At 50.9% G+C, this 24,118-nt stretch carries 21 protein-coding genes and 1 tRNA gene; 8 read left to right on the top strand and 14 right to left on the bottom strand.

Features of this window, described 5'->3' with window-relative positions:
- Positions 1 to 2: 2 nt before the first annotated feature.
- The 8 genes from KKH67_13675 to KKH67_13640 all read right to left on the bottom strand — a co-directional run bounded on the left by KKH67_13675 (position 3) and on the right by KKH67_13640 (position 7,934).
- Positions 3 to 599, bottom strand: coding sequence for a hypothetical protein (locus KKH67_13675; protein ID MBU1320230.1), 597 nt, complete (start codon positions 597 to 599; stop codon positions 3 to 5).
- Positions 600 to 1,140: 541 nt separating this feature from the next.
- Positions 1,141 to 1,683 (bottom strand): hypothetical protein, encoded by a 543-nt coding sequence (locus tag KKH67_13670; GenBank protein ID MBU1320229.1) that lies wholly within the window; start codon positions 1,681 to 1,683, stop codon positions 1,141 to 1,143.
- Between the two features lie 106 nt (positions 1,684 to 1,789).
- A complete protein-coding gene (locus tag KKH67_13665) occupies positions 1,790 to 2,710 on the bottom strand; it encodes a polysaccharide deacetylase family protein (protein MBU1320228.1) in 921 nt (306 codons plus the stop codon).
- Positions 2,711 to 3,295: 585 nt separating this feature from the next.
- Positions 3,296 to 3,847 carry an NUDIX hydrolase gene (locus KKH67_13660; protein ID MBU1320227.1) on the bottom strand — a complete coding sequence of 184 codons (552 nt, stop codon included), beginning with the start codon at positions 3,845 to 3,847 and terminating at the stop codon, positions 3,296 to 3,298.
- Positions 3,848 to 3,871: 24 nt separating this feature from the next.
- Positions 3,872 to 4,285 (bottom strand): acyl-CoA dehydrogenase family protein, encoded by a 414-nt coding sequence (locus KKH67_13655; GenBank protein ID MBU1320226.1) that lies wholly within the window; start codon positions 4,283 to 4,285, stop codon positions 3,872 to 3,874.
- Positions 4,286 to 4,354: 69 nt separating this feature from the next.
- Positions 4,355 to 5,314: a hypothetical protein gene (locus KKH67_13650; GenBank protein ID MBU1320225.1), complete on the bottom strand. Its 960-nt coding sequence runs from the start codon at positions 5,312 to 5,314 to the stop codon at positions 4,355 to 4,357.
- Between the two features lie 17 nt (positions 5,315 to 5,331).
- Positions 5,332 to 6,996, bottom strand: coding sequence for a 4Fe-4S binding protein (locus KKH67_13645; GenBank protein ID MBU1320224.1), 1,665 nt, complete (start codon positions 6,994 to 6,996; stop codon positions 5,332 to 5,334).
- 2 nt (positions 6,997 to 6,998) lie between these two features.
- Entirely contained in the window at positions 6,999 to 7,934 is a 936-nt protein-coding gene (locus KKH67_13640) for a DUF362 domain-containing protein (protein MBU1320223.1), read from the bottom strand.
- A 261-nt stretch (positions 7,935 to 8,195) separates the two neighbouring features.
- On the opposite strand from KKH67_13640, the gene KKH67_13635 reads away from it, so the two are divergent.
- Positions 8,196 to 9,749, top strand: coding sequence for a glycosyltransferase family 39 protein (locus tag KKH67_13635; protein ID MBU1320222.1), 1,554 nt, complete (start codon positions 8,196 to 8,198; stop codon positions 9,747 to 9,749).
- A 15-nt stretch (positions 9,750 to 9,764) separates the two neighbouring features.
- Entirely contained in the window at positions 9,765 to 10,493 is a 729-nt protein-coding gene (locus KKH67_13630) for a UDP-2,3-diacylglucosamine diphosphatase (GenBank protein ID MBU1320221.1), read from the top strand.
- Positions 10,494 to 10,723: 230 nt separating this feature from the next.
- Here the strand turns inward: KKH67_13630 and KKH67_13625 are convergent, their stop codons facing one another.
- Positions 10,724 to 12,031 (bottom strand): right-handed parallel beta-helix repeat-containing protein, encoded by a 1,308-nt coding sequence (locus KKH67_13625; GenBank protein ID MBU1320220.1) that lies wholly within the window; start codon positions 12,029 to 12,031, stop codon positions 10,724 to 10,726.
- 97 nt (positions 12,032 to 12,128) lie between these two features.
- Between KKH67_13625 and KKH67_13620 the strand changes: the two genes are divergently transcribed.
- A complete protein-coding gene (locus tag KKH67_13620; GenBank protein MBU1320219.1) occupies positions 12,129 to 12,686 on the top strand; it encodes a SprT family zinc-dependent metalloprotease in 558 nt (185 codons plus the stop codon).
- A gap of 3 nt (positions 12,687 to 12,689) precedes the next feature.
- The gene (locus KKH67_13615) at positions 12,690 to 13,898 is read left to right on the top strand and encodes a hypothetical protein (GenBank protein MBU1320218.1); all 1,209 of its coding nucleotides are present in this window, start codon (positions 12,690 to 12,692) and stop codon (positions 13,896 to 13,898) included.
- 80 nt (positions 13,899 to 13,978) lie between these two features.
- Here the strand turns inward: KKH67_13615 and KKH67_13610 are convergent, their stop codons facing one another.
- The 5 genes from KKH67_13610 to gmd all read right to left on the bottom strand — a co-directional run bounded on the left by KKH67_13610 (position 13,979) and on the right by gmd (position 19,983).
- Positions 13,979 to 15,406 (bottom strand): sodium/proline symporter, encoded by a 1,428-nt coding sequence (locus KKH67_13610; protein ID MBU1320217.1) that lies wholly within the window; start codon positions 15,404 to 15,406, stop codon positions 13,979 to 13,981.
- 653 nt (positions 15,407 to 16,059) lie between these two features.
- Positions 16,060 to 16,728 (bottom strand): OmpA family protein, encoded by a 669-nt coding sequence (locus tag KKH67_13605; protein ID MBU1320216.1) that lies wholly within the window; start codon positions 16,726 to 16,728, stop codon positions 16,060 to 16,062.
- Positions 16,729 to 16,741: 13 nt separating this feature from the next.
- Positions 16,742 to 18,046: a nucleotide sugar dehydrogenase gene (locus tag KKH67_13600; protein MBU1320215.1), complete on the bottom strand. Its 1,305-nt coding sequence runs from the start codon at positions 18,044 to 18,046 to the stop codon at positions 16,742 to 16,744.
- Positions 18,043 to 19,008, bottom strand: coding sequence for a GDP-mannose 4,6-dehydratase (locus tag KKH67_13595; protein MBU1320214.1), 966 nt, complete (start codon positions 19,006 to 19,008; stop codon positions 18,043 to 18,045). Before KKH67_13595 ends, KKH67_13600 begins: the two co-directional genes overlap by 4 nt.
- A 3-nt stretch (positions 19,009 to 19,011) precedes the next feature.
- The gene (gene gmd / locus KKH67_13590; GenBank protein ID MBU1320213.1) at positions 19,012 to 19,983 is read right to left on the bottom strand and encodes a GDP-mannose 4,6-dehydratase; all 972 of its coding nucleotides are present in this window, start codon (positions 19,981 to 19,983) and stop codon (positions 19,012 to 19,014) included.
- 182 nt (positions 19,984 to 20,165) lie between these two features.
- On the opposite strand from gmd, the gene KKH67_13585 reads away from it, so the two are divergent.
- The 4 genes from KKH67_13585 to asnA all read left to right on the top strand — a co-directional run bounded on the left by KKH67_13585 (position 20,166) and on the right by asnA (position 23,517).
- Complete coding sequence (locus tag KKH67_13585; GenBank protein ID MBU1320212.1) at positions 20,166 to 21,293, top strand: hypothetical protein; 1,128 nt, start codon at positions 20,166 to 20,168, stop codon at positions 21,291 to 21,293.
- Positions 21,290 to 21,868, top strand: a complete 579-nt coding sequence (locus tag KKH67_13580) for a phosphatase PAP2 family protein (GenBank protein ID MBU1320211.1) — start codon at positions 21,290 to 21,292, stop codon at positions 21,866 to 21,868. Before KKH67_13585 ends, KKH67_13580 begins: the two co-directional genes overlap by 4 nt.
- Positions 21,869 to 21,934: 66 nt before the next feature.
- Positions 21,935 to 22,007 (top strand) — tRNA-Asn (locus KKH67_13575).
- A 472-nt stretch (positions 22,008 to 22,479) separates the two neighbouring features.
- Entirely contained in the window at positions 22,480 to 23,517 is a 1,038-nt protein-coding gene (gene asnA / locus KKH67_13570) for an aspartate--ammonia ligase (protein ID MBU1320210.1), read from the top strand.
- Positions 23,518 to 24,118: the final 601 nt, after the last annotated feature.

The raw sequence follows: 24,118 nt of genomic DNA, 5'->3' as shown, positions 1-24,118 counted from the left end.
TGTTAAGTTCGTTGATGGAGAAATAAAGGAAGCTGCATAACTGGAGAACTTGAGGATACTATCAAAACAATCATCCACAACTCTTGACAATATCTCCACAGGCTGATGTTCCTTCGTGCTTCTTTATACATTGGTAACTTAGTAGACAACGAGGCAGTGTCCGACAACGCTACAATGTTGTCAAACCTGAAAGCGCCAGACTCATCTGTCCGACTCGGGCGCTTGGAATCATTGAGAGAGTCAGGGAATAATGTCAGGTAGGCATCCTTAAACGGCACTCCATCTACTGTTAACCGCCCACTGAAGCTGCGATGCGGTTCACCTTCAGATCCATTGGTCCCTGTATCAGCAGGCTTCCACAGAAAGGAAACCAGACTAAAGACTATCACAAAGGTCGCGATCCCACCAGTCACGCTGAACGTAATCGGTTTTCCTGAAAGTGAAAAAGGGAGCTTCCCTTCTGCCGCTGCCGATCCACTGAGAAATGATGTTGCAAGCGCCGTTCCGAGTGCTAGAATTGCCACAATGAGATACCGCGTTGCTTGGTCTATGACGGCGCCGAACAGCGTCATAAACACAAGAATCATCAGGAATACCAAGGTCGCTGATCCGATAATGACACCTGCTTTCGGCGCCCACAGGGGGAACTGATGTTCAGGCTCCTCACCCCGCCTCCGGTCATCTTGCGATCTAGTCATAGGGCATACCTCTCCAGCAAAAATGTGCAGGAACCAACTGACAAATTCTATCTCAAGTTTCTCCTAGCCACTCTTGGAAAACACAGAACCACACGTCTGGAACACAACTGATTATTGAGGCAGGTGCTTGGGCGATTGATCAGTCATTATGAGTCAGTCAGAGAACGAAGGAACCCAAGCCGCCTTTTCAAAAACAATATAGCAATAGAAATTGGTCCCGCAAAGGGAATTCTCGGACAGATTGTCCCGAATCCGTCCTGCTTCGACATATCAGTATGACGATGCCTGCTCACCATACTATGGCAGAGTGAAGACCCCGCGGATGTTGCACTTGTAGGCAGTCGGCACACTGAAGGCAGCAATATAGTCTCTAGTGAATGGAGGATTAGCCGGGCAGCATCCAAGAATCCGGATCAAGATCGAGGTGTGATGTGAGCTCCTGTCACAGCGCATGCCGATACCCGACCGAAAACTTGACATCTTTGGATTCGTCGAACACGAAACCTTCACTACGTTTCTCCACTGCATCGAAGCTCGTCGTGGTAATGTACATGATGTCGATATCGAAACCGTTAGATCTTGAGTTGCCCATCATGAAGAGCAAACCGATTCCGAGCGTCAGACCATTGTACGTCTCCCCCTCGTCATCCCTGTCAATACCATAATACTCTCTCACAAACACATAATTGGTGCCGTAATAAGCCGATAGCCTCGGTCGAACTGCGCTCTCCGGAGAAGTTATGAAGTATTTCATTCCGATGCTGTACCCCAGACCTGCAAACACAGTGCTGCCGATACCGGCCGACAGATTAACGAAGTCATCAACCTTGAAATCAACGTTCACGCCGATTACTCCGTACGGAATCCCCAAGCCGACACCAAATGTTCTGCCGGAAGGTGGCTTGCGCTTGGATATAAATTCCTGTGCAGCAGCATCGATTGAAAATGACAGCAACAAAAGCACGACCAGGCAAAAGCGTGTCATAGGACATCTCCAGTCATCAAGAGGATAGGTAAGTATACTATGGGATGTTCGATCACGCAATAGGGGAACTCCATGCTGTTCTGATATGCAGAGTTTCGGGTGATTACTATTCGAATACTTCCTCTGCTGCAAGCAGACTGTCGAGGTAGTCGGTGTCCTCAGATTCATGCCACAGCGGACCTTGATAGTCCATCTCATGGGCGATCGCTGCGACGCGCCCCTGACCAAGCATGAGCACATCAGGAAGATGATACGCTATCGAATCCTGAAACGCCGCCGTCGGAGAGATGATCTTCCAGCCATTCTCGCGAATTCGATTCACGAGGTCATCTATGAACAGGGCGGCGACATCATTTTCATGAAGAAGCAGCACATGTCTTGGCGACCGGCCAAGTGTCTCGACTGCTATATTATCGAAATGCTGGATCGCGCTCCACAACATTTCGACATAGATATCTCGCAGCTTATCGATATCGGTTGTCAGACTATCCCGAATCGCGTCGCTCAAACGCTTGTCGAGATACCAATCATAGTTGTCGACCGTGACATATCCCTGCTCGTAAGCCATCTTCACAAGCGCTCCGCGGACACTATCTCGCGCAGCCTCAGTTCTGCCTTCGTGCAGATACGGAAACCGGAACCACTTCACAAATGTCGGGAAGTCTTTCAGAACGTCATGTGCAACTTCGATATTTCTGATGAATCTTCGTGCGTCCATGCCGTCAAGATCGGGATGCGTGTGGCTGTGATTTGCGATCAAGTGCCCGGCATCGGAATACATTTGAATGCGCACTCGACCGGAATCATTCTCTAGTTTTTTCGAATTGCAGAAGAACACAACTTCGGGAATTCCAAGACTGGCGAGTTTGTCAATCAAGACTTCGGTTCGCTTCAGTCCCGTGTAGTAGCCCGAATTGCCTTTCGGGGCATCATCGAAACTGAGCGCAATCTCACCCGCATAGGCGGCAATCGAAAGAACAATTGCAAGACCGACAAACACACATATCGCAAACAATAATCGTCTCATCATAACCTCTCAGAGTTGCAGTGAATTTGATGTTACGGATATTGTTGGATGATTCACAACAGAAACGCGCCTTTGGGCGCGTCATTCCGACGAGGGGGCCTGTTGAAAAAGCCACGGACCGCGGAACGTCGTCATCGCGAGGAGCGAAGCGACGTGGCGGCCTCTATGTCAATCAAGGCTATTGTGAAATACGGAGATTGCCACGCTTCGCTCGCAATGATATTACTTAGGGTTTTTCAACAGGCCCGAAGATCTGAATCCAGGATTGCAGGGCAACGTTCTTCAACGGTGTGAATAGTCGTCAAGTGCCTGAACACGAGCCAACATTCAACAAAACGCCGGTGCACGTGTGGCGCACCGGCTGTCGGACATCCTTGTCCCCTACACCCAGGGCTTCCTATGCGAAAGCCAAAATAGTCAGCCTGCCGGCGCGCTGAAGAGCGGACTGGAGTAGCATCTTGATAGGGAATGCCAATACAACTCCTAGCCGACAGGCCGTACCCGAGCCCCTAATGCCCCAACCCTTATTTCAATATCAATTATAGGCCTGGTGACTGTCAGAATCTGTCAGTGAGATCAAACAATTCAGAGGATTTTTAGGATTTCATCGTGAAGATACGCCCGATAATGCATGCCCCCGGAATCGCTTGCAAGAAGTAACTCCTTGAAATATAGGAACTTATCGATTCCGGCCAGAGCGATCTCTCGAATCTCCACCGTGTCCAGCGGTTTAATCACTCCCGAAATATAGTCGGCCAAGAACACGTGGCTTGTCCAGTCGACAGCCTCGGCCCCGCAAAAAAACTCGACCGAAACTCGCATCAGATAGCGCACGAGCTCAACATCGCATCCGGTCTCCTCTTTTGCCTCGCGCTTCGCACCATCGACAAAGCCTTCCCCAGGATTGATCCCGCCCGATGGTGGACGATAAAGCCCCGGAGGATAGAAATGCTTGGCTATCACGACAAATTTGTCGTCTTTCCTGATGAAAAGCGTAACATCGTGACTGCGACCATTCTTCTGACTACTCTTCAGATTGGCAAAATGCCTAACAGACATCTCAAAGCGAGCCGAGCGCTCCTCAGGCTTGCCATACTGCTTCTCAATCTCAGCGATGATTTCGGGTGTGACAAACATGTTGATTCTTCGCTGCCTGTGCGACTACTCTTCGTATGCCGGCAGCAGACATCTCGGTGGACGGTCGGTTCTGAATCCGAGCAGATAGTCCGCCTGTGGGACGAGGGACTTCTCTCTCTGCGCCTCATTTCCCCATGTCAGAAGCGTCATTGAATTGAGCCCGACATGCACCGAGAAGATAATTCGTGCTGATGTGTCGATATACTCCATCTCTTCGCAGACCAGCCCAAGGGAGATATGGTCCATCCCCATGCCGCCGTATTTTTCGGGGATGCAGACTCCGAGAAGGTCAGCATCTTTCAAATGACCGGCAAAATCGGGATCGTATTTCGCTTCACGATCGAGCTCGGTGATCTTCGGCTTCAGATATTTATGAACCACGTCACGAGCAAGCTGCGCGACGGTGTTGTAGTCATCGGTGAACTCGAAATCTATCATAGATCGCTCCAGCGGTTTGTGTTCGACGTTGCGACTAATATAACGTCGCCGCCGTGGTCGCGAAAGAGATCAATCGTGTCCCTGCTGCGCAACATCGACATTGTTCCAGAGCTTCATAAGAAGTTCCATACCGAGGATCCTGTCAGGGGTGTTAATTACACCAGCCAATCGCCCCGCTCTGGATGACATGATGACTCTGCCATGTCTATCATCATCGCAGAAGTAAAGGCGTAGTTCCCCCTGTTGCTCCTCGATGACTTTATTTCCCCGATTGGTGAGAATCTCTTTGTATTGAAGAAGCTCCGCTGTCGATCCACGCGGCATGAAGACAAGAGTCGAAACCGAATCACCGAGGTGATACCGGCACGCATACGCGGGTGAGAAAAAATCGTGATCGAGGAACTTCAATGGGAAATACTCCTCTGAATTGATGATCTTCCCCTCTTCAGGCATAAGGAGTATTGCTGCCGGGTAGACCGATTTCTGGTCGATTCGATTTGCCGCGGCCATGCCAAGGTATACTGCTGCCGAGTCATTGTCTTCGGAATCTGCATATCCCGAGACTTTGACATAGTAGTCTCCGCTGAAAAACGACAGCGACCCATCAGCGAGGTATCCCTGCGTTCCGACATTGACATATTTCAGTTCAGGTTTGCGATGGTGGGCATAGATTCCAAAAGCTTCGGAGTAACCGGGGAATCGGTACACATCTACTGCAAACTGGAGATCGGCCTCAGTGGCAATGTAATCGGCAGATGCGGCTGCAACCACTCTGTAGTCTGCGAATAGCAGGGAATCTTCACCGACATAGTCCAGTGTCTCATACGCGTCGAACACACGATCGTCCGAGACTTTCTCAAATCCGGCAAGTTCCTCGGTTCGTGGAAGTATTGCAGTCGTAGAGACGACTTGCTTCGGGGACGACTTCGCCGCGCCCTGTTGGCCGGATGATTCGGTATCGGATTGCTCACCGCATCCGGCCACAAGCACAAATATCAAATTCACCAGAATAATGTATCTTATCTTCATAAAGATATCGCCTCCACTTACGACGATTTCCGTTTCATTGTTCTTTCAAGAAGTATCTGATTGTATGATGAGCGTGTTTCCCCCACCGATGTTACATATACCGCAGGCTTATCGACAATCGGGCAGACTTTTTCGCAAGCCCCGCATCCAATGCAAACATCCGGGTTCATGTGCGGTCGTTTCACCGTAACGAGCTTCTTGTCAGGTCCGACCACTTCCTCTTCGACGAAATAAATCGCTTTTGGCGATGTCGGGCACCATTCCTCACAGACGATGCAGGGTGTCGCCATCGCCCAGGGGAGGCATCGCCCGCGATCGAAAAATGCAGTGCCAATCGAAATCGCGCGTTTGTCCTCAGTTCCAACCTTATCTTCGAGCGTAATCTCCCTGATCGCGCCGGTCGGACAAACCTGACTGCAAAGTGTGCATGTGTGCTCGCAGTAGCCTATGCGTGGGATCAGAATCGGCGACCATATACCTTCCCAGCCAGCTTCCAGAAACGTCGGGTGCAAAGCGTTGTTCGGGCAGACTTTCATGCATTCGCCACAACGGACACATCTCGACAGAAACTGGTCCTCAGAGACCGAGCCGGGCGGGCGGATCAATTTCTCATTGAAATTCGCCTCAAAATCATCCCCGGACCGCATCAGTGGAACGGCGACGGCCCCACCGAGAATCGAAGCAGCAACTTTGCGGCGTGTGATATCAGGCGCCGGATTCACTTGATCGAGAGCATCCTTCGGAAACAGCTTAAACTTGATGACATTTTCAGGACAAACAGCCTGACAATTCAGACATAGATGGCAGTCGGCCTTTCTCCACGGTGTGTTCGCAATCGGGTCGTCTCCGCCCTGACAGTACTTAAGACAGAGATTGCAGTCGGTGCAGTTCTCATGACATTTCTCCATCCCAAGAATCGACCATCGAGATAGTATCCCGAGCAACGCCCCGAGAGGACAAATGCCACGGCACCAGAATCTGGTAAATACTCGATTGGTCGCAAGCACGAGGAAGAAGAATAGTCCCAAGGAGATAATTGTGTGATAGTGTACCGGTTTTGTCATCAACAGCACATGCTCAGAGAACATGTTCAGCGCGATTCCCGGATAGGTCAGAGCAGTCGCTCCTGCACCAAAAAGGATACCGTTGACAAAATCTATGACATACAAAACCATCGGGATCACAACCAGACCAACTGATCTGATCAGCAGCGACAGTGGATCGAGAATGCCGGTCAAAAGCGAGGTCAGCAGAGCTGCCCCGAGCATCAATATCAATATGTAGTACTTCAACTTCTGGTAACGGTGCCATCGGTTCGAGTCTACGACGCTTTTGCCAAGTAGCGATTTGCGATTAGCTTTTCCCAATGAAAACAAGTGATTAACTGTTCCCGTCGGACAGACCCAGCCGCAGAAGAATCGCCCGAAAAACAACGTCGCGACAACAAGGATCAGAGACCACAGAAGCCCGTCGTAAAGACGCCATGTCGTGAGCATTGTCGAGATTGCCATGAGCGGATCGAACTGCAGGAACACAGCCACCGGCCAGGACAGCCTGAAATCTTTGATTGCGTCTGCGGACAACGATCCGGAGAATCCGGTTCTGAGAAGCAGGATAAGGAATATTGCGAGAAACAGGCCCTGTGAGGTGCGTCTGAGATTACGGACTGTTTCAATTGTCATTACTAACCGTCCAGAATCGTTATATGATCCAGATTCATGCCGCCGAGCCCCGCTCGATGAGCAAGCGCGATGTGGCTCACATCCTCCGGTGTCTTATCGAGGAAGCGCGTGAGATACGCGTCGACAGCAACCTGGTCTATTCCGGCGACAACAGCGCGGCATTCCTTCACATCATCAAGATTTCCACCGACCGGTCCATTGCGCATTAACACGCGATAGCAGTCCGCCACCACAAGAGTCGGCTTCATGAATGTCGCCAGATCGACAATAGACTGATCAATCTTCTGGTGAAGCTGATTCCGCCTGCCACCAATGATGCCGTAAAGATTCTTCATGCCGAGAGTCGCGCCGGTGAGGCTGTGATGCTTCGCAATCGGCATATTGATAAACTTGTCAGCCTCGATCATGTGTCTGAGCACCGGCCATACGGTCAGGACTTGACCACCGAGATCAATCTCAGTGAAATCGCTGTCTGTCGAGAGGGGAACCTTCGCGCCAGCTTTTTCAGCATCTGCCTGAATTCCGGAACGGAGGAATGTCCGCCGCTGATCGTTGCAGGTAACATCTGTAACGATGACCTCTCTTGCACCGGCAGCCAGGCACATCCTTACCATCTGCGCGACCGCTTCCGGATTCGTGTTGGCAGCCTGCTCCGGTACACGATCCCAGCCGACATTCGGCTTTATCACGACTCGGTCACCTTTCGAGACAAACTGACCGATCCCGCCAAGAGCCAGCAACGCTCTTTCGACGAGTCTGGCAGGCGAATCGTCTCGTGCAACGGCGAGCTTCTGTGCGAGAATCGGATCGTCGATTGCATATTTGAGATGGATCCCAAGAGCCTTTTTTTCCACAGGGAAATCAGGTCTTGAATCTGCCAGAAGATAGCCCGCCCCGAACAGCGCTGATGCTGCGGCAGCCTTGCCAGTCTTCTTCAAGAAATCGCGACGTGTAACTATGCCAACCTCCCGGTGTGCCGGTTTTCCTCTAATATATCATTTCAGAGTCACAGTGCAAATATTTGTAGAAAGTGGAGTTTGAAGACGAGAACACGATTCCGCGCGGGAAGGAACCCTTTCCTTCCCGCTCCAGTCTGCAGTCAGGAAAGGATTCCTGACTGCGCAGGGGGACTGCGCGCAAATTTAAACTTGAATCGCATACCTGGAAATCATAAATTACCGCTGCCTATGTTATCATTCATGAAGAAGCATCCGTTTCTCGTCGTGATAATCGTCGCGGTCGCCTTGCGAATACTCGCGGCTATTTTCTCGCAGGGTTACATGGCGCACGATGACCATTTCGAGACTGTGCGCATCGCCTGGGCTTGGCAGCACGAGGGGATTTTCCTTGATGACGGCACTCTCCGATGGGAAGGCAAGCCGGAAATCGGAGTGCTGCGCAGCGTTGTCTACAATCTGTCTCTGCTTGGTATCATGAAGATAACTTCGGCATTCGGTGTCGAGCATCTGGATGTGCATATGTATTTCGACCGGCTCATCCACGTGCTCCTGTCGCTGCTGCCGGTAATATTCGGCTATCGGTATTTGAAAGAAGAGACCGATACCGAGACTGCGCTTGCCGGTGGGCTGATCCTCGGCGCACATTTCTTCATGCCATTTTTCGCTGCTCGAAACCTGGTCGAGATGGTCTCAGCCGATCTTCTCCTACCGGCGCTTTACTATGCGCATCGAAGTATGAAGCGAGGTTCTGATATCGACGCGTGTGTTGCAGCCCTGTTTGGAGGGCTGGCGTTTATGATCCGGATGCATGTTGGGCTCGCGCTAATATTTGTGCCGTTCGCGATGGTCATTCAGAACCGGCGATGGCGGCAGGCAGCCATTTTCAGCACAGCGATGCTCGTCGTAGTCGCCCTGCAAGGTGTGCTCGATGTCTACACTCATGGCGAATTCCTCGGCAGCGTATCGAATTACATCATCGGCAATATGTCGCAACCACCTACGATACCGGGGCCATGGTACAAATATATACTCGTGCTCTTTGGCATCATGATTCCGCCCTTCGCGATACTGTTCGTCGGTTCAATATTCATGAAGCGAGTCATCCGCAATCACCTGATCTTGTGGTCGTCGCTGATTCTGTTCGTCGCGGGACACTCCGCCGTCGTCAACAAGCAGGAACGGTTTGTCATCCCGATATTCCCCGTGCTGATTGTACTCGGCTGTGTCGGCTTGTATTATCTCTACAAGAGTGGCGGATGGTATTTCAGATGGCGCGGACTTCGGCTGGCGCTTTGGGGTTGGTTTATTGTGCTGAACATCATTCTCGTCATTCCGTTCACATTCAATTACGCGCACCGTGGGGCTGTCGATCCGATGGTCTATCTGTCGCGGCAGGATGATGTCGATGGCGTACTGTTCGATTGCTCCGCGCGCAAGAAATGGCTGCCGTACGATTATTGGGACTACCGCAAACCGAATTCTGTCAAGCTGACGCCGACGTACAGTATCAACGAGGCAATCGTGCGTGGCGACCTCTCGGCAGATTCACCGCCGAGTTATGTGGTAGTATTCACCGACGGCTACCCCACTGATCAGATCGCCCACTACTCAGAGCTGCTCGGCAGATACGAGCTGGTGCATCATGGCAGACCATCGCTGATGGACTTGATCCTTCACAGACTCAACCCGAAGTACAACCACAAGAACGAGTCGTGGGTGCTGAGGTTAATAGATGATGCACCGTACTCGCGGTTGATCCAGCAACTATTCCCTTTCCATTTCTCCACGATTTGATTAACATCCATTCCTATGGCGGTATATTTCATCTCCGATGTGCATCTCGGGCACGATAGCGAAGCAAAAGAGCGCGAGAAGCTGCGTAAGCTCGAGGGATTCTTCCGGATGGTCGCATCCAACGGGGAGCATCTCTATATCCTCGGCGACCTTTTCGATTTCTGGTTCGAATACAAACACGCCATCCCGAAAGACCATCTCAAAGTTCTCTTCCTGCTCTCGCAGCTCGTCGATTCGGGCGTCAAGCTGTCATACGTCACCGGCAATCATGACTTCTGGCTTGGAGATATGCTGACACGCCATCTCGATATCGAAGTTTTCAGAGATGCCACCACTGTCACACATGAAGGCAAGAACATCTATCTCATCCACGGCGACGGTCTGGCAAAGGCTGATCACGGCTACCGAATCCTGAAACGCATCATGCAAAATAGGGTCAATATCTTCCTCTACCGGCAGATCCCCCCCGATATCGGGATACCGTTTGCCAAATGGTGTTCGCGCACAAGCCGCAAGCATTCGTCGGGCGTTCCGAAGAGTTCATTCGTGCAGGAATATCGCGATTTTGCCGAGAACAAACTCCGCGAGGGTTACGACTGCGTAATGATAGGCCACACGCATCACCCGGAGCGAATCGAATTCGAGAGCGGCATCTATATCAACACGGGCGATTGGTACGAGAACTTTACGTATGCGGTGTTGACGAATGGCCGGTTTGAGTTGAAGTTTTGGGAGATGCCGTAGGTCAGGATCCTTGCCTGCTTGAGCGAAGCGAAGGGCAGGTCCGAACGTCAGTGAGGAGATCCTGACAACTGGATTTGTAAACCGCGATCACAGATCGCGGCCACGCCCACTACTCTGAGCGTCGGATATTCCCAGTCTAGGAGGTCAGGATCCCTGCCTGCACAAGCGAAGCGAAGAGCAGGTCCGAACGTCAGTGAGGAGATCCTGACAACTGGATTTGTAAACCGCGATCACAGATCGCGGCCACGCCCACTACTCTGAACGTCGGATATTCCCAGCCGCCACTCGATATCCCCCTGGCCGCCGTATGCTCCCATCGAAGATTGAGTGCCGTCAGGATCTGTGTAATACGGATCGCCAATATGCCACAATGGGGAGTCGTCCTGAATATGAAAATCGAGCGAATCGACAAACATCGGATCGACCGAGACATTGCCATATTTGTCGGTCCATTCCGGCATACCCTTGTAATTGCCCGCAACATTGTTCCAGACGTTATTGTATGATACGGGGAAATTGCGCAGTTGCCCCCACATTTGCACGCCGACACAGGGACAGACCCATTCGTCACGCCAGCCGTTGTTAACGACTATGTTGTTGATCGCCACTCCGCGTGCATCCTCCGACCAGCATGCAAGACCGCAATTGCCATTGTGCACAATCGTATTGTTGCGCACTTCCATGAATGATGTCCCGGTCAGGATAATTCCCCATCCGAGATTGTCGAACACGACGTTGTTCTGCACAACAGCTCGCGAATTGCCGAAAGTGCCGATTCCCTTCCAGTAATTCGAAACCTTGTTGCGCTGGACGAGCGCCTCTGAATCCCATGTAATCCCGATCCCTGCGCCTCGGCCCGAATCAATCGTATTATCGGTGATAAGGGCTACCGCGCCACGATACAGGGCTATCCCATCCCAGCCGTTGTTGCGAATGGAATTGCCGTGAATTATCAGCGTCGATGATTCACGCCCGAATATGCCGCCGATACCGACGACGACCGACGTATCCCGGTCTGTGTTGTCGGCAATATTGCAATTCTCAATCGTTACCCTCGAATACTTGGCAATCACCGCTGCATCGGTCGCATTGCCGTCACTGTCGCGAACTCCACCGGTAATTGTGACATTTGTGATCTTCGAACCATAGCTCTGCTCGAAAAGCAGACCGTATCCGGCATTCGTAATCATGATACAGCTATCTCGATTTGCCCCGCGGATCGTCAGCACTTTGTTTCTGATATGAAATCCGGCGGTCGCAGTCACCGGCGTCAGATGCACCTCGCAATTTCCGCATTCAGCCTCATCATATCGGTTCGGAACAGCCTCATATACACCGGCGGACAACTGAATCACCGACCCGTTGGATGCAGAATCGATCGCTGTTTCGAGTGAGCGGAATGGATCATACGGAGTGCCGGTGCCGGTGAGGCCATCACCGAGATTAGACACAAATATAACTGTCTCACCGTAGTCAATCTTCTCGGCACAGCCCTGCAGCAGCACCAAGGCCAGCAATATTAGCATGATTCTCTGCATAAGTCCCTCTATTGTGTGACTTCTTGAATCTAATCGAATTTGAACTTGTAAGCAAGATAGAATTGCCCTATACTGGTTGAGCAAAATGAGGTAATATATGCGCCAGGCGACAATACAGGCACTCAAGATTCATAATCTCGACCTATTCACATCTGATCCCGAACAGGAATTCCTCGAAAGGGTCAGGGGCGGACATTTCTTTCCTGATGAGGCAGATCTGCTCAGGCTTTACGACAATCTCAACGTCAAGTATTATTGCGGTGCTCTTCCGAATGTGAGAATCGAATGGTCATCGAGGATGAAACATGCCGGGAAATGTATAGTGAGCCATCTGATTATCAAGCTCGGCATGGCTTACCACAAGCACTATCCTGAGGATATTGTGGATACGCTGAAACATGAAATGATTCATTTGAAGATTCTGAATCACGGTCCCGAATTCAAAAAGGAAGCTGCAAGGATTGGCACTACTCGCTTCGCAAAGGATTACCCCGGAATGCTGCGAGGACTGAGGTATTTGTATCAATGCCCGTCGTGCGGCGAGACATTCCCAAGCCGCAAGAGACTCCGCGAACGCTCGTGCGGTCGGTGCTCCAAAGGCAAATATGATCCTCGATTCAAACTTAAATTCATCAAGCGTATTGACAACAGGTAGGATATGAAGAGTCTCAGTAGCATAACGATCCTGGCGACCATCGGCTTGCTGCTTATCTGCGTCAATGTCATTCTGGCAGAAGGGGATGCGTCGGGCACTGTCATATTCGAGCCGATCGACACTGTCGAATCCGCCGGGACCGATTTCCCGTTTGCTGCCGAGCTCAGCTTTCTCCAATCGCCTGTTGTCGGAGATACCTCCACACTTCACGTGAAGTTTACGGCTGCCCGACAAGTTGCCGACACCCTGGCATTTAGAATTCGTGCCCTGCCGTCTGAATATGTCGTCTTCGGTGCCGAGCAGTTTTCATGGCCGACTCCTCAGGCAGGCAAACCACTCGAGGTTGATATCCCAATGACATTCCTTCTGGGAGGCAACTTCTATATCGCAATCGAACAATTTCTGCCTCACGACAAGATTCACAGCCTCTATCAGCTGGAGGCGAGTTTCGGAATCGACGGCAAGTCTCTCTCTTTCGGCAAGCACCCTTCGCCGATCAGCAACTGTCCAGGGAATTTCCACACAAACAACATGAACGAAATTCGAATCGTAAGGAAGAACCGTTTCGAAGGTCCCAGCCGCCGCAGGGGTATTCCATTCGATGTGGAGTTGTCCATTTCACCCATTCCCCGGATAGACTCGGTATCTACTGTCACATTTAAAGTGACCACGAATACTAATTTTGTTCACAACATACAGTTTCAATGGGTCTACTTGCCGACCGTGCAAATAGACAGCCTCGCGCAATCCTGGGAGGCCAGGCCAAGAACCGGCGACACATACTCAGGCACCTTTGACCTCACTCCGAAACGTGCCGGTTACGCTGTCATAAACTTCAAGATCTTCGGTAAGAACGCAACGACGAGAGTGACGAGCAAGAGCTATCTCGATATTCCACTTCGCATGGTATTTGATTCAGAGGGAACTATGCTCTATTTCGGTGAAACCGATATCTGGGACTGCAACTTCCCAGAAAGCGATGCGCTCGGAAAGCAGCTTGCCGATGTACTGATCTTCGAAAAAGAGCGGTCACAGTATGTAAAAATGAGAAGCCAGCCCGATTTCGAAGAAATTGAAAAGGAAAGTGCAGCTGAGTCAGACACCACTACTGCCAAGAAAGCGATTCCTGACAGCGTTCTCAAGAATGTGAGGACCAAGAGTCAAATACGTGACAGCTTGCGAGCGTTAGAGAAAGAGAAATCAGAGCAATAGACTTCATTCGCGCGCCAGAATTCCCATCCTGGTCGAACTGCGATCACAGATCGCGGCCACACAGCCGCTCTGCGCTGCTCTCAGTCCGAGCGAGGCTTCTTTTTAGCAACCAAAGTTACAACGATGATAGACATCAACGCAACGAAGAACCCCGGAATCAGCTCATACAAATAATCGGATAGATTGAATACGGATTTCCAGAGGACGACAGTCAGCGTACCGGAGATCATTCCTGCAAGCACTCCCCACCTGCTGACACTCTTCCACCAGAGCGACAATAACAGAGCGGGGCCAAACGATGCTCCAAGTCCCGCCCACGCATAAAGAACAAACTTATAGACGGTGTTTTCGGCTGACAAAGCGAGCACAAAAGCAATCACCGCTACTACAAATGTCGCGATTCGCGAGATAGTGACCAGCAATCTCTGCGATGCGTTGCTGTCGATCATCTGGTGATATATGTCTTCGGAAATCGCGGAAGTCGATACCAGCAATTGACTGTCGGCGGTCGACATCATCGCCGCAATTGCGCCCGATATCAGAATCCCGGCTATCCATGCCGGGAACAGTGCGTTTGTCATAAACGGCATCACCTGTTCCTGATCTTCAAAGCCGGTGCCGTAAAGACCGAGTGCCAATATCCCGATAAGTACGGCTCCCCAGAATGCAAGGAGTGCCCATATCACTGCAATAAAAGAACCTTTCTTCAAGTCCTTTGGATCACGAATTGCCATGAACCGCGTCACCAGATGCGGCTGTCCCATGTAACCGAGGCCGATTGCAAGCCCTCCCAGGATAACAGACCACATCTCCCAGCCAGACTTGCCTTCAGTGATCGTGACTAAAGCGGGGTTAATTGCTGTAAGCTTGTCGGCAAGAGCACCGAATCCACCGATTTCAACCAGGGCAAGCACGGGTAGACAAACCAACGTGCCGACCATCAGAATACCCTGGAACAGGTCGGTCCATGCCACGGCAAAGAACCCGCCGAGAATGGTGTAAAAGAGGATTATCACGGCGCCGATGACCATGCCCCAGATGTGGGATATTCCGAAAGTCGCATTGAGAACTTTGCCTGCACCGAGAAATTGAGCGGCGACGTACATTGTGAAGAAGAATACGATCACCAATGTTGAGACAACCCGCAACAGGTGTGAATCATCGCCGAATCTTGCCTCGAAATAGTCGGGAAGCGTAATTGCGGAATATTCCTCCGTGCTGATTCGCAGCCTTCTCGCTATGAACACCCATGAGAAGAGGATTCCGAATGTGCAACCGACTGCCGGCCATAGTGCCGAGAACCCTGATGCCCACGCGAGCCCCGGCAGGCCTATCAGAAGCCATGCCGATTCACCCGAAGCCCTCTCCGAGAATGCCACAACCCACGCCCCGAGACGTCGCCCGGCGATTATATAATCTGCCAACGTATGTGTAAATCTAACGGTGATGACGCCAACTATCAGTATTGTCAGGAGATATAACAGGAAGCCTATCAGAGTCGGATCCATATCAGAGTTCCTTCTCGTCTCGCGTGAAGTGAATGATTTCGAGAATCACGAGGATGACAGGCGGCAATATCAGCAGCAACCAGGTTGATGTTGGCATCGTCCCTCCGAATCAGCGTTCATGTCTGGCTTGTTATTTTACATTAGCTCGTAATATCAAGCATTTCAACAATAAAATCCTCATCGCTGAATTTTCGAAATACGCCTGTTCAGTGCGACCAGGTGAGACATGATGCGAATGCGACACTGGCTGATTCCATCAGCGACTGAAATTCGATTTGACTTTTCGCACCAAGGATGCTGCAGATCGTTACACAGCGTATGCTGCCCGGAGTGCGAATTCGCAATCGATAGAGGCGCATGTTTGGTCCTTGAAGCAGGGAATCAGCAATTCTGACCTTGTCTTTGGATGGGGGCTGGATGATTACGATTACCTGAGGCCGGAATATGACAGGGCCAGAATCAGTATGGGCTTGGCGCCTTAGGGACCCCGTGAATCATCGGACCACTTCCGATATTTCCCATTCAGAAGATCGAACAAGTGAACCGGGAGTATGTCTTGAGCACTGATCCGACAGGAAAGGATTCCTGACAGCGCTGTAGAGAAGCCCGCTCGTATGTCACCGAGCGGGCTGATATCTGTGAGAAAAGACGTGTTAGCCGCCTGCTTGCTTCTGTGCTTCTTTCTTCAGCTTGTCATTAGCGAAGATTGCGATTTCGACGCGGCGGTTCTGCGCGCGCCCCTCGGGTGTGCTGTTTGAAACAGTCGGCTGCTTCTCGCCGTAGCCGATTAGGGTCAAACGAGTTGGGTTCACCTGGTGGCCTGCAAGGTAATTCCCGACCGAATTTGTGCGACTGATAGACAAATTCATGTTGTGTTCATCTGTGCCGGTCGAATCGGTGTGTCCCTCGACCAGTATCTTGGTGTCTTCGTACTTGTTGAGAATCGCCGACAGTTTCACGAGATTGTCTTGCGCTATCGGCTGCAGATCGGACTTGTTGACATCGAAGAGAATTCCGGACTGGAATGTGATCTTGATGCCTTCGCCGATTCTCTCGACCTTTGCGCCTTCGATGTCGCGCCGAATTTCCTCGGCCTGCCTGTCCATGTAGCTACCGATAATCGCTCCGGCAGCTCCTCCAACAGCAGCACCGATGATCGCACCAGCGGCTGTGTTGCCTGCAGCGTCACCGATCACAGCGCCGAGAATCGCACCGGCAGTAGCGCCTACGACAGCGCCTTTTTCGGTCTTGTTCATCGATGCGCATCCGAGCGCGCCAACGAGCAATGTTGAGATCAGCAGAGCAGCTAATACTCTCTTCATATAATCCTCCGATTTACAGTCTGATTATTTTCTTCTTACCGTTCCTGACACGCTTGCAAGCGTTGCGCGTATCGAAGATCAGCTGTGAGTTGTCAGCAATCCACTGATAGTTGAAATTAGTGTGGTCAGTCAATACGACCACAATATCTGCAGACTGCAGAAGTCCCGCAGTCAGCTTCACCGACTTCTTATCACCATCGTCGAAATGCACCACTGGTACATACGGGTCGCAGTAACTGATTTTCGCGCCTTGATTATCAAGCAGCTTCATCACGTCAAGCGCAGGAGACTCGCGCACATCAGAAATGTCGCGCTTGTATGCCACTCCGAGCACCACAACCTTCGCACCGCGCAGAGCAGCACCGCGCGCATTGAGAGCACGTGTCACTCTGTCCACAACATACTCCGGCATATGCGAATTGATATCTCCGGCAAGTTCAATGAAGCGTGAATAGTAGTTGAGCGATTTCAGTTTCCATGCCAAATAGTGCGGGTCGATCGGTATACAGTGTCCGCCGAGACCGGGGCCGGGGTAGAACGGCATGAATCCGAATGGCTTGGTCGATGCCGCGTCAATAATCTCCCAGACGTCGATCTTCAGTCTGTCACACATGAGTGCGACCTCATTGACCAGTGCAATGTTAACCGACCTGAAAGTGTTTTCCAGAAGTTTGACCATCTCAGCAGCCTGAGTTGACGATACGGCTTCGGCGTGGTTGATGACCTGCTCGTAGAACAGTTTCGCCATCTTGCAGCATTTCGGAGTGCACCCACCAACAATGCGCGGTGTGTTCTTGGTTCCGTACTTCTCATTTCCCGGATCAATTCTCTCGGGCGAAAATGCAAGATACAGATCGGTCCCGACTGTGAATCCTTTCTCTTCAAGCAACGGTCTGATCAGTTCCTCTGTCGTGCCGGGATAGGTTGTCGATTCCAAAACCACAAGCATATCTTTGTGGAGGTGGTTCTTCGCCTCATTCACAGCGCTGAGAATGTAGGTGACATCAGGATCCTTGGTCTTGGAAAGGGGGGTCGGAACGCATATCGCCACGCAGTCGACCTGTTTCATTTTCGTGAAGTCGCCCGTGGCTACGAAATTCTTGATCTTTATCTGAGCCTTGACTCGCTCACTCGACACATCCAGAATATCCGATTTCCCGGCGCTGATTAACTTGCACTTCTCCTTGGAAATGTCGAATCCGATGACTTTGAAACCTTCCTCCGCGAATTCCACTGCGAGAGGAAGCCCTACGTATCCTAGTCCTATCACTCCTACAACGGCGGAGTGGTCGCGTATTTTGGCTTCCAGCGTTTTCAAATCTTGTTCCTCCGTACAGCCTTTCTCCAATAACTAAGAGTATCCGCAAGAGTTCCTGTCAACTCATACTTAGGTTTATATCCAACTGCCCGCCTTGCCCTCGTAAGATCTCCGACCAGATTAGGTATCTCCGAAGGTCGTAACAGCTTCGGATCAAGTTCAATCCTTACATCCAACGTAATCATCTTTAGTATATTATCAAGGATGGATTTTATTCGGTGAGATTTGCCGGAACACAGATTGTACACTTCGCCCGGTTTGCCGTTCTCGGCTATAAGCCTGTATCCTTTGACTATATCCCGGACATCCGATATATCCCGTTTTGCTTCAAGATTGCCGACCGTGAGTACCGGCCGCAGACGATCCGATTCGATGAGCGCAGCCTGTCTGCAGAAGTCAGCGACGACAAATCCCTGGTCCTGTTTCGGTCCCGTGTGATTGAAAGCTCTCGCTCGCATTATCGGCAGCCCGTAGGATCTAAAATACTGATAGCCAAGCATGTCAGCAGCGGCTTTGGAAACACCGTATGGTGTTATTGGTACCAGGGGCGTCGATTCCTTTATTGGAAGATCTGAGGGACGCACAACGCCGTAGACATCCGAAGATGTAACAACGACGATGCTCTTGGCTGTGCCTATCTCGCGTAGCGCTTCGAGAAGATGCAATGTGCCGTTGACATTGACATCAAACGTGCGACGCGGATTCTTGAACGAATATCCGACAGCGGAGATGGCTGCCAGATGAAATATCGCGTCCGGCTTTACCCTTCTCACGAGCCTTCTTGTGGCGGCATGATCGGTCAGGTCAACCGTCGAGATAGAAATAGAACTCGTGATCCCCTCCAGTCGTTGGCGGCTCTCGCCCTGAAGCTGCGTGCCGTACAACTCATACCCGGCATCAAGAAGTTCAGCAGCAAGGTGCGATCCTGCAAATCCAACGATACCGGTGACAAGAGCGCGCATAAATTACTTGCTTTCGATGATCTTCCGGTGCTTTTGGAGATCGGAATCGACCATCATGAGGACAAGCTGCTCGAATGGCACCCTAGGTTCCCATCCTAGTTTCTTGCGGGCGCGAGAGGAGTCCCCGAGAAGAATATCAACCTCGGCGGGACGAACGAACTTGGGATCTGTCTTCACGAACTGCTTAAAATCGAGATTGACATGTTCGAATGCCATGCGCACGAACTCCTCGACCGAGTGGTTCTCTCCGGTCGCGATGACAAAATCCTCGGCGCTGTCCTGCTGGAGCATCAACCACATCGCCCGGACAAAATCTCCGGCGAAACCCCAATCGCGTTTCGCATCAAGATTGCCGAGTCGAAGCTCATCGGCGAGACCGAGTTTGATTCTCGCTACGCCATCAGTGATCTTCTTCGTGACAAATTCGAGGCCGCGTCTTGGCGATTCATGGTTGAACAGGATGCCGGAACATGCATGGAGACCGTATGACTCGCGGCAGTTCACTGTGATCCAGTGGCCATAGACTTTCGCAACGCCGTATGGACTTCTCGGATAGAACGGCGTCTTCTCAGTCTGAGGAACTTCCTGCACTTTACCGAACATCTCAGATGATGACGCTTGGTAGAAACGGATTTTCTTGTCAACTAGCCTGATTGCCTCAAGGATCTTTGTGACACCGAGTCCGTTGAACTCGCCAGTAAGAACCGGCTCCAACCATGAGGTCGGTACAAATGACTGTGCGGCAAGATTATATACCTCGTCTGGCTTTGCTTCCTGAAGGACCCTGATGAGCGAAAGCTGATCAAACAGATCAGCATGCATCAGATTGATTCTGTCGCGAATGTGGTTGATTCTCTCAAAATTCTCTGTCGAATTACGGCGAACCATGCCGTAAACATCATAACCCTTCTCAAGGAGAAATTCTGCAAGATATGAACCATCTTGTCCAGTTATACCGGTGATCAAAGCACGCATAGCCACTCCTACCGTTCAGTTAGACTCGAAATAAAACTCTGGCGATCAACTTGTCAATTGAATTCGATACTTAGTTGATCGGACAGAATCGGACTGACATCACCACCTTATACAATCGGAATATTCAGTCGACAGTTTTTTGTGGCCGATTCTCAGCGATTTCGCTTAAATAATGCCCGATTATGAATAATCGAAAGCAGACCAGAAATTCGCGCCGTACAGTCAGCCGGCTTCTGCCGGGCGTATTGCAATCCAATGCCCTCTTGATCCTGACAGTACTGATCTCAGTCTTAACCGTTTCCAATCAGGGGTGGGCAGCGACATTCCCCCGGGCAGTAGATATTGCGCAGATCCGGCAGATCGTTGAGGCCGGTTTCAGAGATGATTATGCCCAGGCTGATTCGATTGCTGATGGTCTGAAGTCCATCTATCCGGATCATCCGATAGGATTCGTGATGCAGGCTGCTATGAAGCAATCTGAAATGCTCGACATGGAGCATTTCGATTTCGAGGATGAGTTCTACAAGCTGCTGCAGTTTTCCGAAGAGAAGAGCGAGGCGATTATCGATTCTGTCCCTCATGACGCCTGGGCGTGGTATTGTCTCGGGTTGGCGCTCGGCTCGCGCGCTGTATATGATGCTCGGAAGGGCTCATGGTGGTCGGCTACGAGAAGAGGAATCAAGGCTAAACGGGCATTCACGGAATGCACAAAAAGCGATTCGACATTCTACGACGCCTATGTCGGACTCGGATCGTATCATTATTGGCGGACAGTCAAAACACGAGCGGTCAACTGGCTGCCGTTTGTTCAGGATGATCGTGAAGAGGGGCTACGGGAGTTGAATCTCGCTATCAACAAGAGTCTCTTCTCCGCTGACTTCGCGCGGAATGCGCTGATGTGGATACTTATAGACAGAGAGGAGTACGCAGAGGCTGAGTCGCTTGCTGTCCAGATGCAGCGGAAGTACCCTGAAGGCCGGAAATTCTTGTGGGGGATGGCTATGGCGCGGTCAAAGCTGGGGAATTATATCGGAGCCGAAGCGGTTTTTGCCGAACTAATCGGCAGGATCGAGAGCGATTCCGCCAACAATGATTTCAATGTTGTGGAGTGTCGATTTCAACTTGCAGAAATCCATTTCGACACCGAAAACTATCAGAAATGCATCGATGAATGTGATATGGTTAGTAGATTGACTCTGTCAGATGATGTTCGCGAGCGCTTGAAAGGCAAGCTGTCTGATCTGAAGGAAATTCGCAGGACAGCAGAGAAGCGTTTGAAAGAAAAGGTGGCAGTCAGGAACGATTCATGATTGAAACACTTGTCGGCATAGATGAACAACTGATGCATTTCATAAATGTGTCACTTGCGAATCGGTTGTTTGATGTGGTCATGCCGATTGTAACATCGGAATACTTCGTGCGCTCGGTGCTTGGGGGCGCAGTTGTCGTGATGGTGTGGAAGGGGGGCAAGTATGGACTTATCACGGGGCTGCTGGCGATCCTGACGGTGCTCCTCTCCGATCAGATGTCATCGCAGATGATCAAACCGTGGGTTGGGCGGCTCCGCCCGTGCCATGAGCTCGAATGGGTCAATGTCCTGGTGAACTGCTCGTCGGGGAAGTCGTTTCCGTCGTCGCACGCGGTCAACTCATTCGCACAGGCGGTGCTCTGGTCATCTCGTTATCCGAAACTAGGGTATTTCGCATATCCGCTGGCTTCGTTGATAGCTATTTCGAGAGTGTTCGTCGGGGTGCACTATCCGTTGGACATCGTGGCAGGCGCGATTGTAGGCTCAATCTGCGCTGGGATCACTATCCTGATATACAGATTCGGGCTCTCTCGAATCGGGATCCTAAATGCGCCGCATCCGATCAAAACTCCTTGACAAAAACGTGAATTGGCATATAATATGGCTCGTCTTGTGACGATATTGTCACAATAGCGAAATCACTCCGGTGTAGCTCAGTTGGTAGAGCAGCTGACTGTTAATCAGCGGGTCACAGGTTCAAGTCCTGTCACCGGAGCTTTTGTTAGGCTCAAATGACTAAAATTGGCAGAACTGCTGTAAGGTTTTTTTCTTAGTTTGCTGTTGACAATACTGGGTCAGTGCGCATAATTAAGATGGAAGCCGTTGGCTTTAGCAAGTAACTTTGTGAAGGTAACGTCTAAACTACGGAGGAAGCCATGGGTCAGTTGTTTGTTCCGTCCTGTTTAGGTCGAAAACGAGACCTAGGACATTTCGTCGGGGGGCGGCCTCAAGTACATCAGGAATCCCCTTCGCGTAGAGCTATACTCTTTCATCTTCACAACAATAATTACCTCAATAATAATTGCCGCTATCAGGCAAAATAACACTTTTCCAAGACATAAATATCCTAGAGTGATTCCTGCTGTCGAGCCACAGCGCAGGCGTCAGATTCAGCGGAAAGCCCGGTGCAACTGTATTTGCCCTGGCAACTACTCAGGCAGCAGAAGCCTAATATGGAGAAATTTGTGATGAAAACTTCTTTTCGTATTCCAGAAGAGTACACATCAGCGCTAAGCGTTTGTGAAACTGAGACAGCAATCAAAGAAATCAAAGATTTTTTTCAGGACGATTTAGCAGCTGAACTGAACCTGAATAGGGTAACAGCACCGCTGTTCGTTGAGGCGGGAACAGGCATTAACGACGATCTCAACGGAGTGGATCGCCCGGTTTCCTTCACCGTGAGGGACTTGGGGCACCGGAAGGTGGAGGTGGTTCAGTCGCTGGCCAAATGGAAGCGGCTGACACTAGCAGAATTGCGTGTACCAGCAGGTGAAGGAATCTATACGGACATGAATGCCATCCGACCGGATGAGGAGTTGGACAACCTTCATTCCATTTACGTGGACCAGTGGGATTGGGAGCGGGTGATCACACCGCAGCAGCGAAACCTGGACGAGTTGAAACAAACGGTGCAGCAAATCTATAGCGTGATCCGTCGCACTGAGTCCCACATCTGTCGAAGATTTCCAGCCCTTGAGAGAATGCTCCCCAATGACATAGTGTTTGTACACGCCAATGAATTGGAAGATCATTTCCCCGAACTTTCCCCTGGCGAAAGAGAATGCCAAATCGCCCGGGAACATGGCGCCGTTTTTATCATCGGGATTGGCGCACCGTTGCGTGATGGCAAACCGCACGATGGGCGAGCCCCAGACTACGACGATTGGATTACTCCGAATGGCAGGGGGTGCGGGCTCAATGGGGATATTATCATATGGTACCCGATCTTGAATGTGGCATTTGAACTTTCTTCGATGGGCATCCGTGTTACCCCAGATTCTCTAAAGGTCCAATTGCAAATGACTGGGACTACGGATCGAGAGAAACTGTACTATCACCGGCGGCTCTTGGCTGGGGATCTGCCCCTCACCATTGGTGGTGGGATCGGTCAATCCCGACTCTGTATGATGCTGTTGAGAAAAGCCCATATCGGGGAAATCCAGGTTGGCATCTGGCCAGATGAAGTACGCACGACACTTCGGGATAGGCAGATCGTACTTCTCTGACAACAGAGTCGGTGTGATATAGTCTATGCGGTGAAGACCGTCCGCTGAATAGCCTGGTGTGGGAGAAAACTGGCCTCAGACAGTTCTGTGGTGGAAATACTTCGATCATTTCGCATATCTGGCACGGAGAGGCCGCTAAGATCGAGCCTTCCTGCCGAAGGTGCTGTCCATGAACGAGGACGTACACCAATCCTATCTCAATAATCGCAAGTATCACGACTCTCCACACAACCTGACACCGGATGATGTCTATACCATCCGGGCAGTTCTAGTGCAATCGGGTGGCCGCGATCAGAGATCGAGGCCACGCAAAGCCTTATCTATTAGTCTAATGCGTCCCTTTTTGTGGGATTGTTTGACATGGTCTATCTCATCCAGAAGGGGGAACATCCCTGACCGAGTCAAATAAATAGTCAAAATAACTGTTGACATTTGCCGGAAAACCGATATATATGCTATGTGATATCAAGTTTCCGAGACCGCTTTTACAGTAGCTTTGCAATACCAGACAAATCTCCGAAAAAGCAGAATATGGGAACTGACGCGCAATTGTGCGCTTTGACGTGTCTATCTTGACGCTGGGAGAAGATTCCTGTTAGGA

Source organism: Candidatus Zixiibacteriota bacterium (genome assembly GCA_018820315.1).
Classification (GTDB): domain Bacteria; phylum Zixibacteria; class MSB-5A5; order JAABVY01; family JAHJOQ01; genus JAHJOQ01.
The sequence above is the reverse complement of the archived record's forward strand: the minus strand, read 5'-3'. Positions and strand labels throughout refer to the sequence as shown.